This is a genomic window from Pseudarthrobacter sp. NPDC080039 (assembly GCF_040702335.1).
GTDB classification, from domain to species: domain Bacteria; phylum Actinomycetota; class Actinomycetes; order Actinomycetales; family Micrococcaceae; genus Arthrobacter; species Arthrobacter enclensis_A.
The window spans coordinates 36,003-49,268 of the sequence record NZ_JBFBKY010000004.1 but is presented as its reverse complement, the minus strand read 5'-3'; the positions used below and the strand labels follow the sequence as shown (position 1 = coordinate 49,268).

Genomic DNA, 13,266 nt, shown 5'->3' with positions numbered 1-13,266 from the left:
GGCCGCTGACTCCTCCTGTTCGGCTGGCATAGTGATGCTGTGACCTCCCACGACGGGCACGGTCGCCCGGGCCCCACCCAACCGGCCCATGTCCCGGCAGCCGTGGGGCTCCTGGGAGGAGATCCGCGATGGCCTGGGCGAAGTCACGCTGCCGTTGGCCCTGCCGGGGGTAAGGCGCGGCAACGGCTCACCAACGCCGTGACGGCCGCGGGACGGGAGCTGGTGGTGGTCCCGGTGGAACGGCAGATTGCCCAACTCGCCGCTTTCAATAAGGCGTTCGAGAAGGTAGGCCGCTTATTTGCCGGTTGCCCCGCTGGCCGGAAGAGCCGCGGCGGCGTCACGGACCTTGATGAGCGTCCGAAGGTTGCGGGTGGTGGTCGAAGCCTTGAATTTGGCTTTGGCGCTGATTTTGCTGAAGGGGCTTTCCAGGGTTCCTCCCACCGGTGCCAGCCAGGCAAGCGCTTCCGGTCCCAGCCGTTGTTGCTCGTGACTTTCCATGGCGGCTCCCGCGGCCTCCAGTTCATCGAGGACTGCGGTGTCCGATGACAGGGTGATGTACGAGTGGGTGGACCCGTCGTCGTCAGGATAGGGGCAGGCCGCCACGAGTTGGGCCACCCTGCGGGCGTCCAGCACCACCACCCATGCCTCGTAGCCGAATGCTGAGCGGAGGCACTTTTCGCATTCCTGCTTGACGGCGGCTGCGTCCAGGCTGCTGGAGAGCACCACGTTACCGCTGGCCAGCAGTGTGGCTGCGTCCGGGAAACCGGAGCCTTTCAATGCGTCCCTCAGAGCCGCCATTTTGATATTGATTCCGCCAACGTTGATGCCGCGGAGGAACACCGCATAGCTGCCCATGGGCCCAGCCTAGCGCCCGGACGGCCTGGGGCGGACCCGTCGTCGGGCGTTGTTCCTGTTCTGTCGTTGCCCGCGGGTCAGTCGTTGTTCTTGCGCAGAGCCTCAGTAAGGAGGCGTCCGGCGTTGCAGACAACTTCCGCGTGCAGGCGGCCCGGCTGGCGGGTCAGGCGCTCAATGGGGCCGGAGATGGAGACAGCTGCAATCACCCTGCCCGACGGGCCCCTCACCGGCGCCGAAACAGAGGCGACCCCAGGCTCGCGTTCGCCAAGGCTCTGTCCCCAGCCCCGCCGTCGTACGCCCGCCAGAACGGTGGGAGTAAAGCGGGCCGACTGCAGGCCCTCAAGGAGCCGGTCATGGTCCTCCCAGGCCAGCAGGACCTGGGCCGCCGAACCTGCCTTCATGGACAGCTGCGTGCCCACCGGAATGGTGTCGCGCAAACCAATGGGGCGCTCGGCGGAGGCAACGCAGACACGCCAGTCGCCCTGGCGCCGGAAGATCTGGGCGCTTTCGCCCGTGGCGTCGCGCAGTTGCATGAGCACGGGGCCAGCAGAGGCGATGAGGCGGTCCTCACCGGCGGCGGAAGCGAGTTCAACGAGGCGGCTGCCGAGCACGAAGCGGCCCTGGATGTCGCGGCTTACCAGGCGGTGGTGGACCAGCGCCAAAGCCAGGCGGTGGACGGTGGGCCGGGCCAGGCCGGTAGCGGCCACCAGCTGTGCCAGCGTGGTGGGTCCGGCCTCGAGTGCATCGAGCACCTGGGCCGCTTTATCAATGACACCGACTCCACTAGAATTGTCCATGTAATGATATTGCCGTCTCAATATCTGAGATGCAAATCTTTCGGCTGGCGCACTGCGGAGCCGTCCTGATTCAGTTGGACTATTCAGCCAAACAGCAGTGAAGGGAGATGGCCATGGCAAAAACATTGGCCGAGAAAGTCTGGGACGCACATGTGGTGCGCAAAGGTGACGGTGACGGTGCCAACGCCCAGCCCGACCTTCTCTACATCGACCTCCACCTGGTCCACGAAGTCACGTCCCCGCAGGCGTTCGAAGGCCTGCGCCTGGCCGGCCGCAAGCTGCGCCGGCCGGACCTGACCATTGCGACGGAGGACCACAACACCCCCACACTGGACATCGACAAGCCGATTGCCGACCTCACCAGCCGTACCCAGATCCAGACCCTGCGCAACAACTGCGCCGAGTTCGGTGTCCGGCTGCACAGCCTGGGCGACGCCGAGCAGGGCATTGTCCACGTCGTTGGTCCGCAGCTGGGGCTCACCCAGCCGGGCATGACGGTTGTCTGCGGCGACTCGCACACCTCCACGCACGGCGCCTTCGGTGCCCTGGCCATGGGCATCGGCACATCCGAGGTGGAGCACGTCATGGCCACCCAGACCCTGTCGCTCAAGCCGTTCAAGACCATGGCCATCAACGTCGAAGGCACCCTGCGCCCGGGCGTGACCGCCAAGGACATTATCCTCGCCGTGATTGCCAAGATCGGCACCGGAGGCGGGCAGGGCTACGTCCTGGAATACCGCGGCTCCGCCATCCGGGCGCTCTCCATGGAAGCACGGATGACCATCTGCAACATGTCCATCGAGGCCGGCGCCCGGGCCGGCATGGTGGCGCCGGACCAGACCACCTACGAGTACATGAAGGGCCGCCCCCACGCGCCTGAAGGCGCGGACTGGGACGCCGCCGTCGAGTATTGGAACACGCTGCGGACCGACGACGACGCCACCTTCGACGTACAGGTGGACCTGGACGCCAACACGCTGGAGCCGTTCGTCACCTGGGGCACCAATCCCGGGCAGGGGGTGTCCCTGTCAGAGGCCGTGCCGAATCCCTCAGACTTCGGCGACGAAAATGCCAAGGCCGCGGCGGAACGTGCGCTGCAGTACATGGGGCTCGAAGCCGGTACACCCATGAAGGAGATCCGGGTGGACACCGTCTTCCTGGGTTCGTGCACCAACTCGCGCATCGAGGACCTGCGGGCCGCTGCGGACATCATCCGCGGCCGCGAAAAGGACCCGAAGGTGCGGATGCTCGTGGTCCCCGGATCGGCCCGCGTCCGGCTCGAAGCCGAGGCTGAGGGCCTGGACCGCGTGTTCAAGGATTTCGGGGCCGAATGGCGGTTCGCCGGCTGCTCCATGTGCCTGGGCATGAACCCGGACCAGCTGGAACCGGGGGAGCGGTGCGCCTCCACCTCCAACCGCAACTTCGAAGGCCGGCAGGGCAAGGGCGGCCGCACCCACCTGGTCTCCCCGGTGGTGGCAGCGGCCACGGCTGTGCGCGGAACGCTCAGCTCGCCGTCGGACCTTGAACCGGCACCCGAACCGGTGGTTGAGCCTGTCGAAACCCCATCCGCAAGCCACGCAGCCTAGGACAACACCATGGAAAAGTTCACCAAGCACACCGGCGTCGGCGTCCCGCTGCGCCAGAGCAACGTCGACACCGACCAGATCATCCCCGCGGTGTACCTCAAGCGCATCACCCGCACCGGCTTCGAGGACGCCCTGTTCTCCGCCTGGCGCAAGGACCCTTCCTTCATCCTGAACCAGGAGCCCTACAATGCCGGCTCGGTCCTGGTGGCCGGCCCGGATTTCGGCACCGGCTCCTCGCGTGAGCACGCCGTCTGGGCGCTGAAGGACTACGGTTTCAAGGCCGTCCTGTCCTCTCGCTTCGCGGACATCTTCCGCGGCAACTCCGGCAAGCAGGGACTGCTGGCCGCGCAGGTGGCGCAGGATGACATCGAGCTCATCTGGAAGGAACTCGAAAACGCCCCAGGCACCCAGGTCACCGTGGACCTCGAGTCCAAGACCGTGGTGTGCGGCAATATCGTGGCGCCGTTCGACATCGATGACTACACCCGCTGGCGCCTCCTCGAAGGCCTGGACGACATCGGGCTCACCCTCCAGCACGAAGCCGATATCACCGCCTACGAGGAAACCCGCCCGGCGTTCAAACCGAAAACACTGCCGGCCAGGGTTTCCTAGGCGCCAGGCTTGTCCGGCGGCGGGAGCGCGTCCGCCACGCCCCGCCGCCGGCACCCCCTTATTTCGGTTCGGTAACGCGACCTCCTATGCTTGGTTGGAGCCTTTGCAAGGTGTTTGGGGGCTAGTGATCGTGAGGAAACCGGTATATGAGTAGTGTTCTGACAATCCGCGGCGGTGTCCCGCTTACAGGCCGCGTCAGCGTCCGTGGGGCAAAGAACCTTGTTCCCAAGGCAATGGTGGCGGCGCTGCTGGGCAACGAACCCTCGGTGTTGCGGAACGTGCCGGAGATCAAGGACGTGGAGGTGGTCACCTCCCTCCTGCAGCTGCACGGCGTGACAGTGGAGAAAGATCCCGTTAATGGGGACCTCACGCTCGACCCCAAGGCAGCCAAGACGGCGCCGAGTACCGCCATCGACGCCCATGCCGGCGACTCGCGGATTCCCATCCTGCTGTGCGGGCCGTTGATCCACGCCATCGGCGAAGCCTTCATCCCGGACCTGGGTGGATGCAAGATCGGCGACCGGCCCATCGACTACCACCTGGACGTGCTGCGCCAGTTCGGTGCCGTCGTCGAGAAACGCCCCGGTGGCATCCACATTTCCGCTCCCAAGGGCCTGCAGGGAGCCAAGATCTCGCTGCCGTACCCGTCCGTCGGAGCCACGGAGCAGGTCCTGCTGAGCGCCACCCGCGCAGAAGGCATTACGGAACTTTCCGGTGCCGCCACAGAGCCTGAAGTCATTGACCTGATTGCCGTGCTGCAGAAGATGGGCGCCATCATCAGCGTCCAGACTGACCGCACCATCCGCATTGAGGGCGTCCGGGACCTGGGCGGCTACAACCACCGGGCGCTCTCGGACCGCAACGAATCGGCGTCCTGGGCGTCGGCCGCGCTGGTGACCCGCGGTGACATCTTCGTTGAGGGTGCGTCCCAGCGCGACATGATGACGTTCCTGAACACCTACCGCAAGGTGGGGGGCGGAATGGACATCGGCGAGGACGGCATCCGGTTCTACCACAAGGGCGGAAAGCTGAACCCGCTGGTCCTTGAGACGGACGTCCACCCGGGCTTCATGACCGACTGGCAGCAGCCGCTGGTGGTGGCCCTGACCCAGGCCGAGGGCGTGTCCATCGTCCACGAGACGGTATATGAGAACCGCTTTGGCTTCACTGACGCCCTGATCCGCATGGGCGCCAGCATCCAGGTCCACCGCGAGTGCCTGGGGAGCGTTCCCTGCCGGTTCGGCCAGCGCAACTTCCTTCACTCTGCGGTGATTTCCGGCCCCACCCAGCTCAAGGGAACCGATATTGACGTTCCGGACCTGCGCGGCGGATTCAGCCACCTGATCGCCGCATTGGCCGCCACGGGAACGTCGCGGGTCACCGGCATCGACATCATTAACCGGGGCTACGAGCGCTTCACCGAGAAGCTGGCCGGCCTCGGTGCCGATTTCGACATCACCACCACGAAGTAGAGCGGGATTGTGAAGGAATCTGCCAAGAGCAGGGCCACGTTTGCGTTCATCGCGGGCATTGCCAGGCCGCTGCTGAACCTCATGATGGCCAAGTCGTGGGAGGGCACGGAAAAACTGCCCGCCGGCGGTTTCATTGCTGCTCCCAACCACTGCACCGAAATCGACCCCCTGGTCGTGGGCCACATGCTGTACAACCAGAAGCGGGCGCCGCACTTCCTGGCCAAGGCTGCGCTGTTCAAGGTTCCTGCCCTGGGCACGCTCCTGCGCGCCACCAAGCAGGTGCCGGTGGAACGTTCGACGGCGGGCGCGAACCGGTCGCTCCAGGTGGCCCAGGAGATCGTGGCTGAGGGTGGTGCCATCATCATCTACCCGGAGGGAACGCTGACCCGCGATCCCGATTTGTGGCCGATGAAGGGACACACCGGCGCCGCGAGGCTCGCCCTCGAAGGCGGAATCCCTGTGGTCCCCATCGCCCACTGGGGCGCGCATGAGGTCTTTCCCCGGTACGGCAAGACCTTCCACGTCTTTCCCCGCAAGCGTTCGCGGGTGGTGGTGGGAGACCCCGTGGACCTCAGCGCCTTTGCCGGCCGTCCCCTTGACAAGGCCACGTTGACCGAAGCCACCGACGTGATCATGGATGCCATCACCGGGCTGCTGGCAGGACTGCGCGGCGAACAGCCGCCGGCGAAACGCTGGGATCCGGCCAAGCAGCAGCAGTCCAAGCATGGCCGGTTCGTTGAACGCGGGCGACAGCCCAACGCAGGAACGGACCCTTCGTGACCGCTGAGGCCAAGCCGGGAGCAGCCCGCACCGTGGCCGTCCTCGGCGCAGGGTCCTGGGGGACCACCTTCGCGAAGATCCTCGCAGATGCCGCCATCGCCACTGGAACGCCGCGTGCCATCAAGCTGTGGGGCCGGCGCGCCGAAGTGGTCGAAGAGATCAACAGCAAGCACCGCAACAGTGACTACCTCAAGGACATCGTCCTGCCGGAGAACATCACTGCCTCCACCGACGTCCGGGACGTACTGTCAGGAGCCGAGCTTGTAGTGCTGGCCGTGCCCGCCCAGTCCCTGCGCCCGCAGCTGCGGGAATGGAAGGACATGATCGCGCCCGGAGCAGTTGTGGTCTCCCTGATGAAGGGCCTGGAGCTCGGGACCGACGCGCGGATGAGCGAGGTCATCAGCCAGGAACTGAACCTGCCGCGCGAACGCATCGCGGTGGTCTCCGGACCCAACCTCGCCATGGAAATCGCGCGCGAGGAGCCCACGGCATCGGTAGTGGCCTGCAGCGATTCCGCCACTGCCGGCTGGCTGGCCAGGAGCTGCACTGCCCCCTACTTCCGTCCCTACACCACGGCCGACGTCGTCGGCGTCGAAATTGGCGGCATCGTCAAGAACGTGATCGCACTGGCCGTCGGCATCTGTGAAGGCAAGCAGATGGGTGACAACACCAAAGCTTCCGTGATTACCCGGGGCCTCGCGGAGACGTCGCGGCTTGCGCTGGCGCTGGGCGGGGAGGCCAAGACCATGGCCGGACTCGCCGGGCTCGGCGACCTCGTCGCTACCTGTTCATCGGCGCTGTCACGGAACCACACCGCAGGACGGCTGCTGGGCGAGGGCCTGACATTGGAAGAGGTGGGCCGCAAGATGACCCAGACCGCCGAGGGCATCAAGTCCGGGCAGGCTGTCCATGAACTTGCCGGCAAGCTCGGCGTCGAAATGCCCATCACTGCCGCCGTTGTAGCGGTGCTGGCGGGCAAGCTGTCCGTTGACCAACTGGGGCCGGTTCTGCTGTCCCGGGAATTGAAACCTGAAGGCGATTACTGACCATGTCCCAAGACACACCTGCCACCGGAGAAACGCGCACCATCAGGAAACCGCGCGTCGCCGTGCTGTTCGGCGGCCGCTCCAGCGAGCACTCCGTCAGCTGCGTCACCGCAGCAGGCGTGCTTGGCGCGATCAACAAGGACAAGTACGAGGTGATCCCCATCGGGATCGCCAAGACCGGCCAGTGGGTTCTGGCCCCCTCAGAAACAGCACAGTGGTCCCTCTCAGCGTCGGCCCTCCCCGAAGTTGTGCCCTCCGCAGAAACCGTCACCCTCGCCGAGATCGGCGGTGAACATCAACTGATCGTTGCCTCACCCAACCAGGTGCCGCAGGAACTTGGCGCCGTTGACGTGGTCTTCCCGCTGCTGCACGGCCCCTTCGGCGAGGACGGCACCATCCAGGGACTCCTTGAGCTTTCGGACACCCGCTATGTGGGCGCAGGAGTGCTGGCATCGGCCGTCGGCATGGACAAGCACTACATGAAGGTGGTCTTTGAAGCCGCCGGACTCCGTGTTGGCCCGTACGTCACCGTCACTGACAGGCAGTGGCGCCGGGACCCCGAATCCGTCCGGAAACAGGTTGACCGGCTGGGGTTCCCTGTGTTCGTCAAACCGGCCCGGGCAGGTTCGTCCATGGGCATCTCCAAGGTGGACGCGCTCGAGGACCTGGACGCCGCCATCGAAGAAGCGCGCCGCCACGACCTTAAACTCGTGATCGAAGCCGGAATCGTTGGGCGCGAGATCGAATGCGCGGTCCTGGAGGGCAGGGGGACCGATGCGCCCCGTACCTCGATGCCCGGTGAAATTTCCGTAGCCGGCGGGACCCACGAGTTCTACGACTTCAATGCCAAGTACGTCGAGGATGACGCCGCAGCCCTCAGCTGCCCGGCCGACATCCCGGCGGAGGCCATCTCCCGGGTCCGCGAGCTGGCTGCCACTGCGTTCGACGCGGTGGGTGCCGAAGGCCTCAGCCGCGTGGACTTCTTCTATACGCCCGACGGCGAGCTGATCATCAACGAGATCAACACGATGCCCGGCTTTACGCCCAAGAGCATGTACCCGCAAATGTGGGCTGCCTCGGGCCTGGACTACGCGGACCTGATCGACGAACTCATCTACCTGGCCCTGAACCGCAGGACCGGCCTCCGCTAGCGGCGGGTCCAGCCACCGCTGTGTCCGGTGGCTGGGCCTGTCGAAACCTACTGGCTTTTCGGCAGGTTCTGCAGGTCCTCCTGGCCCACACAGTTCCGCACTGAGGGGACTTTTGCCGCCGCTGCGGCAAGGTCAGCCAGGACGGTGGCAGAACTTATCTTGTCCGGGTCCAGGAGGATTTCCGTGGCAGGTTCCCGGCCGTAGGTGGTCAGCGTCCACACGGGGTCCCCTTCCTTGATGACCCAGTCGACTCCGTTGACGGTGACGCACCGGTCCGTCGTCGGCCCCGGCACGTTAACGCCACAGCGAAGGATCACCAGCGAGGGATCGCCCCAGGCCGCGGTTGCCTGGCTGTTGGTCTTGCGCAGCTTCGAATCGCCGATGGTATCCGGGAGCGCCACCATCATGGGTGCGCATGCGGGATTGGCAGCGTCTTTAGCGGCGGTGACGTCAACGGCGGGGGAGCAGGCTGTCAACGCCAGGATGGCGATTGCCCCGACCATCGCCATCCTGGCGGCGGCGCGGGCGGACAGGGGCAACTGGGGATGGTGCATGCCTCCAGCCTATCGCCGCCGAACGCCCCGTCAGGACACGATGTCGGCCGGGCGCGGTAGCGTAGTGGCGTGCCTGAAGACCTCCGCAACCGCGTTGACCGCCAGCCCACCGTCGCCGGACTTTCCGAAGCCGACCTGCTGGCCCGGATCTTTCCGCGCCTTCGCATGGAGGACTCCCACACCATCAACACCGTGCTGGGGCCCGGGGATGACGCGGCAATCGTCGCAGCGCCGGACGGGAAGACCGTCATCAGCATCGACACCCAGGTCCAGGACCAGGACTTCCGGCTCCTCTGGCCCAACGGCTACCGCACCACCGGGTTCGACGTCGGGTGGAAGGCAGCGGCACAGAATCTCAGCGACATCAACGCAATGGGGGCCCGCGCCACGTCCATGGTGGTCAGTCTCACCCTTCCCGTAGACACGCCCGTCAGCTGGGTGGAGGACCTGGCGGACGGGCTGACGGCGGGCATCCGGGAGCTGGGCGCAATGCACTGTTCAGTGGCGGGCGGCGACCTGGGCCGTGGGCGCGAAATTTCGGTGACGGTAGCGGTCCTGGGAACGCTCGACGGCGGCCGGCCGGTCCTCAGGTCCGGCGCGCAGCCTGGGGATATCCTGGCGCTGGCAGGAACAGTGGGACATGCCGCTGCCGGTTTGGCCCTGCTTGAATCGGACGTGGCCGTGGACACGCTTGCACCGGCGGAGCGTGTCTTCGTCGACCTGCAGAGCCGGCCCCGCCCGCCCCTCGACGCCGGGCCCGCGGCCCGGGCCGCAGGTGCCACCGCAATGCTCGACATTTCGGACGGACTGCTGCGTGACGGAGGGAGGCTTGCCGCCGCCAGCAATGCCGGCGTCGCCCTCGATCCCGCGGCCCTGGCCCGCTTGGCGGGCCTGCTGGCGCCCGCAGCCGAACTGCTGGGGGCCGATGCCGAAGCCTGGGTGCTGGGGGGCGGTGAGGACCACGGCCTGCTGGCCACATTCCCTGCCGGCGTTCAGCTGCCACCCGGATTCACTGCGATAGGCTCGATACATGCACTCGGTACCGACGAAGGCCCGGGTGTCCTGACAGCGCGCCGGCCCGGGGACACCGGGGGATGGGATCACTTTGCACACTAAGGTTGCCGCCAACGCGCTGGCGATGAAGAGGTGGCTGGGCAAGGCTGAAACTGCCTTGGGAAACCACAGCGACCGGCTCAACGCCATCAACATCTTTCCGGTGGCAGACGGCGATACCGGCACCAACCTCTACCTCACCGTCCGCGCCGCCGCCCGTTCGCTGGTCCTCGCAGAGGACCAGCCGGCACCGGTGGACGTCGGGGAAGTCCTTGCAATGGCGGGCCAGGCGGCCATGGAGGAGGCGCGGGGCAACTCGGGCACCCTTTTTTCGGTGTTCCTTTGTGCTGCTGCGGAGCCGCTGGCCGGACACACCCGGATGACATCCACCCTTCTGTCCGCTGCCCTGAACCGGGCGCAGATCCGCGCCTGGTCCGCATTGAGCGATCCTGTCCCGGGAACCATGCTTTCCGTGATGGAGGCTGCCGCCCGCGCGGCCGCCGCAGTGGACGCCGGACAGGACGGCGATGACAGCAACCACGCCCTCGGCCTCGCCTTGGATGCGGCCGTGGAGGGCGCGCTGGCTGCCGTCGTCCACACCGAAGAGCAGCTCGACGCACTGCAGTCTGCCCACGTGGTGGACGCGGGAGGGGTGGGTATGCTCCTCATCCTGGACTGCCTGCGGTCCGCAATCCTGGGCGAGGAACTGCAGGACGAGCTCCTCGACGGCCTGCACGGGTACGACGTCTCCGATCCCCACATCCACGCTTCCATGCCGGACGACGACGGTGTGGAGGTCATGTGCACCATCAGCCTTTCGCCTTTGAACGCCGCCACCCTCCGCCAGCGGCTGGATGAAATCGGCGAATCCGTGATTATGAGCCAGGTGGGAAGCGGCCCGGACACTGAAGGCAACTACCGGTGGCGGATACACGTGCACGTCCCGGAGCCCGAGCCCGCCGTGGCCGTCATCCGGTCCCTCGGTGAACCGTCCCAGATCAGCATCAGCGAACTTGCCCTTCCCAGGGACCCGGATGTTAATGCAGTGAACACCGGCGGGCATGAACGCTGAGCTGGACCTGGCCCTGGAGCGGAGGATCGGGAAGCGCTCCGCTGCGGTCATCGAGAAACATCTTGGCATCACCACGGTCGAAGGCCTCCTGACCTATTTTCCCCGCCGGTACCTCACCCGCGGGGAGCTGACCCCCATCAGCGAGCTTCCGCTCGACGAGGAGGTCACCCTGATCGCACGGGTGCTCTCCAGCAGTACCCGGCACATGCAGGCCCGCCGGGGGACCATCACCGATGTGATCGTCTCCGACGACGACGACGGCCAGCAAGGGCTGCGCCTGGTGGGGGGCCGCGACTTCCGCGGCAAGGTGCCCGGCACCCTCAAGATCAGCTTCTTCAACGGCTACAAGGCCAAAACCGAACTCCTGCAGGGGCGGCGTGCGCTGTTCTCGGGAAAAGTGACCAGCTTCAAAGGGCAGCTGGGCCTCACCAACCCGGACTTCCTCATCCTGGACGACGACCCCTTCGTGCAGGGGGACGCCGACGCCGGAAGGCTCGCGGCCATGCCCATCCCCGTATATCCGGCCACGGCCAAGCTCCCCAGCTGGAAGATCCAGAAGGTAATCGCCACCCTGCTGGAAACCACCGATCTCGGTTCGCTCGCCGATCCTGTCCCGGAGGCAGTTGCCACGCGAGAGGCATTCCTGCCCGTTGCGGACGCGTACCGGCTGATCCATGCGCCGGAGACGGCAGCCGACTGGCAACGGGCCCGCGAGCGTTTCCGCTTCCAGGAAGCACTCGTGCTGCAGTCCGCCCTCGCGCGGCGGCGGGCCCAGCTCGCCGCAGAGGAGGCCACGGCACGGCGCCCGCTCAGCGACGGTATCCTTGCCGCGTTCGACCAGAACCTGCCCTTCACCCTTACAGGGGGCCAGGCAGCCGTCGGCAGCACCCTCGCCGGCGAACTGGCGCAGGACACCCCCATGAACCGGCTGCTGCAGGGCGAAGTGGGGTCCGGCAAGACAGTCGTGGCTCTGCGCGCCATGCTGCAGGTGGTCGACGCCGGGGGGCAGGCCGCGCTCCTGGCGCCCACCGAAGTCCTCGCTGCCCAGCACTACGACTCCATCCGGCGCACCCTGGGGCCGCTGTCCGGCGACGGTCTGCTGGGCGGCCTCGCCGCGGGCAGCGGCCCGTCCGTCCAGGTCACGCTGCTGACCGGTTCCATGCCCACTGCGGCGCGGAAGCAGGCCATGCTGGACGCCGCGTCCGGTACGGCAGGAATCGTCATCGGCACCCATGCGCTGCTCAGCGACACCGTGTCCTTTTACGACCTGGGCTTGATTGTGGTTGACGAACAGCACCGCTTCGGCGTCGAACAGCGCGACGCACTGCGCGCAAAGGCCAGGAAGCCGCCGCACCTGCTGGTCATGACCGCCACCCCGATTCCGCGCACCGTTGCCATGACCGTGTTCGGCGACCTCGAAACCTCCACCCTGGAGGAACTGCCCAAGGGCCGGGCCCCCATCACCACTCATCTGGTTGGCCTGGCGGAAAACCCGGGATGGGTCGCCCGGATCTGGGCACGCGCCCGGGAAGAGATCAATGCGGGCCACCAGGTGTATGTCGTCTGCCCCAAGATTGGGGCGGACGACGACGGCGACTTCAGTCCGGGCGAAGCCGAACCGCCGGGCCTTGACGCCGAGGAAAGCCAGCGGGAACTGGCCTCGGTGACAGCCGTCGTTGAGCACCTCCAGGCCGAGCCGTCGCTGGCCGGAGTTCCGCTTGCCCCCCTCCACGGGCGCCAGGACCCGGACCTGAAGACGGAAACCATGGCCGGGTTCACGGCCAACCGCATCAAGCTGCTGGTCTCCACCACCGTGATCGAAGTGGGGGTGGACGTGCACAACGCCACCCTGATGGTCATCCTGGACGCCGACCGGTTTGGCATGTCCCAGCTGCACCAGCTCCGAGGCCGGGTGGGCCGCGGCGGCCTGCCCGGGACGTGCCTGCTCGTGACCGCCCTGGAACCCGGCCATCCGAGCCGCCGGCGGCTGGAAGCCGTGGCAGCCACCACGGATGGGTTCGTCCTTTCCCAGGAGGACCTTAAGCTCCGGCGCGAGGGAGACATCCTGGGCGCTTCCCAGTCGGGCGGACGGTCAACACTGAAGCTTCTCAGGGTCCTTGACCATGAGGACGTGATCGCAAGGGCGAGGGAAGACGCCCAGGCGATTGTCGGCGCCGATCCGCTGCTGGCCGGCCACCCTGAACTGGCCGATGCCATCGAGAAGTACCTCAACCCCGAGAAGGAGGCGTTCCTTGAACGCGGTTAGCAACGAAAGGGCAGCGGGCCCG

At 66.5% G+C, this 13,266-nt stretch carries 12 protein-coding genes; 9 read left to right on the top strand and 3 right to left on the bottom strand.

All coding sequences use genetic code 11. The annotated features are described in order from the left end of the window. Window positions 1-294: 294 nt before the first annotated feature. Both AB0313_RS06100 and AB0313_RS06095 read right to left on the bottom strand, forming a co-directional pair. Window positions 295-855: a DUF1697 domain-containing protein gene (locus AB0313_RS06100; protein WP_366304317.1), complete on the bottom strand. Its 561-nt coding sequence runs from the start codon at window positions 853-855 to the stop codon at window positions 295-297. Window positions 856-932: 77 nt separating this feature from the next. Further along, complete coding sequence (locus AB0313_RS06095) at window positions 933-1,652, bottom strand: IclR family transcriptional regulator (protein WP_066276894.1); 720 nt, start codon at window positions 1,650-1,652, stop codon at window positions 933-935. Window positions 1,653-1,765: 113 nt separating this feature from the next. On the opposite strand from AB0313_RS06095, the gene leuC reads away from it, so the two are divergent. The 6 genes from leuC to AB0313_RS06065 all read left to right on the top strand — a co-directional run bounded on the left by leuC (window position 1,766) and on the right by AB0313_RS06065 (window position 8,299). Continuing rightward, window positions 1,766-3,238 carry a 3-isopropylmalate dehydratase large subunit gene (leuC, locus tag AB0313_RS06090; RefSeq protein ID WP_141941952.1) on the top strand — a complete coding sequence of 491 codons (1,473 nt, stop codon included), beginning with the start codon at window positions 1,766-1,768 and terminating at the stop codon, window positions 3,236-3,238. Window positions 3,239-3,247: 9 nt separating this feature from the next. Then, the gene (gene leuD / locus AB0313_RS06085; protein WP_307311165.1) at window positions 3,248-3,850 is read left to right on the top strand and encodes a 3-isopropylmalate dehydratase small subunit; all 603 of its coding nucleotides are present in this window, start codon (window positions 3,248-3,250) and stop codon (window positions 3,848-3,850) included. A gap of 146 nt (window positions 3,851-3,996) precedes the next feature. Next, complete coding sequence (gene murA / locus AB0313_RS06080; protein ID WP_307311168.1) at window positions 3,997-5,322, top strand: UDP-N-acetylglucosamine 1-carboxyvinyltransferase; 1,326 nt, start codon at window positions 3,997-3,999, stop codon at window positions 5,320-5,322. Window positions 5,323-5,331: 9 nt separating this feature from the next. Further along, window positions 5,332-6,102: a lysophospholipid acyltransferase family protein gene (locus AB0313_RS06075; RefSeq protein ID WP_141941947.1), complete on the top strand. Its 771-nt coding sequence runs from the start codon at window positions 5,332-5,334 to the stop codon at window positions 6,100-6,102. Continuing rightward, window positions 6,099-7,148 (top strand): NAD(P)H-dependent glycerol-3-phosphate dehydrogenase, encoded by a 1,050-nt coding sequence (locus tag AB0313_RS06070; RefSeq protein ID WP_141941944.1) that lies wholly within the window; start codon window positions 6,099-6,101, stop codon window positions 7,146-7,148. Before AB0313_RS06075 ends, AB0313_RS06070 begins: the two co-directional genes overlap by 4 nt. Window positions 7,149-7,150: 2 nt before the next feature. After that, on the top strand, window positions 7,151-8,299 hold the full coding sequence (locus AB0313_RS06065; protein WP_366304313.1) for a D-alanine--D-alanine ligase family protein: 1,149 nt from the start codon (window positions 7,151-7,153) through the stop codon (window positions 8,297-8,299). A gap of 47 nt (window positions 8,300-8,346) precedes the next feature. Here the strand turns inward: AB0313_RS06065 and AB0313_RS06060 are convergent, their stop codons facing one another. Further along, window positions 8,347-8,853, bottom strand: a complete 507-nt coding sequence (locus AB0313_RS06060) for a DUF3515 domain-containing protein (RefSeq protein ID WP_174237520.1) — start codon at window positions 8,851-8,853, stop codon at window positions 8,347-8,349. Window positions 8,854-8,922: 69 nt separating this feature from the next. Here AB0313_RS06060 and thiL point away from each other — a divergent pair, with 69 nt between their 5' ends. The 3 genes from thiL to AB0313_RS06045 are packed head-to-tail and all read left to right on the top strand — an operon-like array spanning window position 8,923 to window position 13,244. Then, on the top strand, window positions 8,923-9,969 hold the full coding sequence (gene thiL / locus AB0313_RS06055; protein ID WP_366304310.1) for a thiamine-phosphate kinase: 1,047 nt from the start codon (window positions 8,923-8,925) through the stop codon (window positions 9,967-9,969). A gap of 22 nt (window positions 9,970-9,991) precedes the next feature. After that, a complete protein-coding gene (locus AB0313_RS06050) occupies window positions 9,992-10,978 on the top strand; it encodes a DAK2 domain-containing protein (RefSeq protein ID WP_141946392.1) in 987 nt (328 codons plus the stop codon). Further along, window positions 10,968-13,244 (top strand): ATP-dependent DNA helicase RecG, encoded by a 2,277-nt coding sequence (locus AB0313_RS06045; protein ID WP_366304308.1) that lies wholly within the window; start codon window positions 10,968-10,970, stop codon window positions 13,242-13,244. Before AB0313_RS06050 ends, AB0313_RS06045 begins: the two co-directional genes overlap by 11 nt. Window positions 13,245-13,266 lie beyond the last annotated feature (22 nt).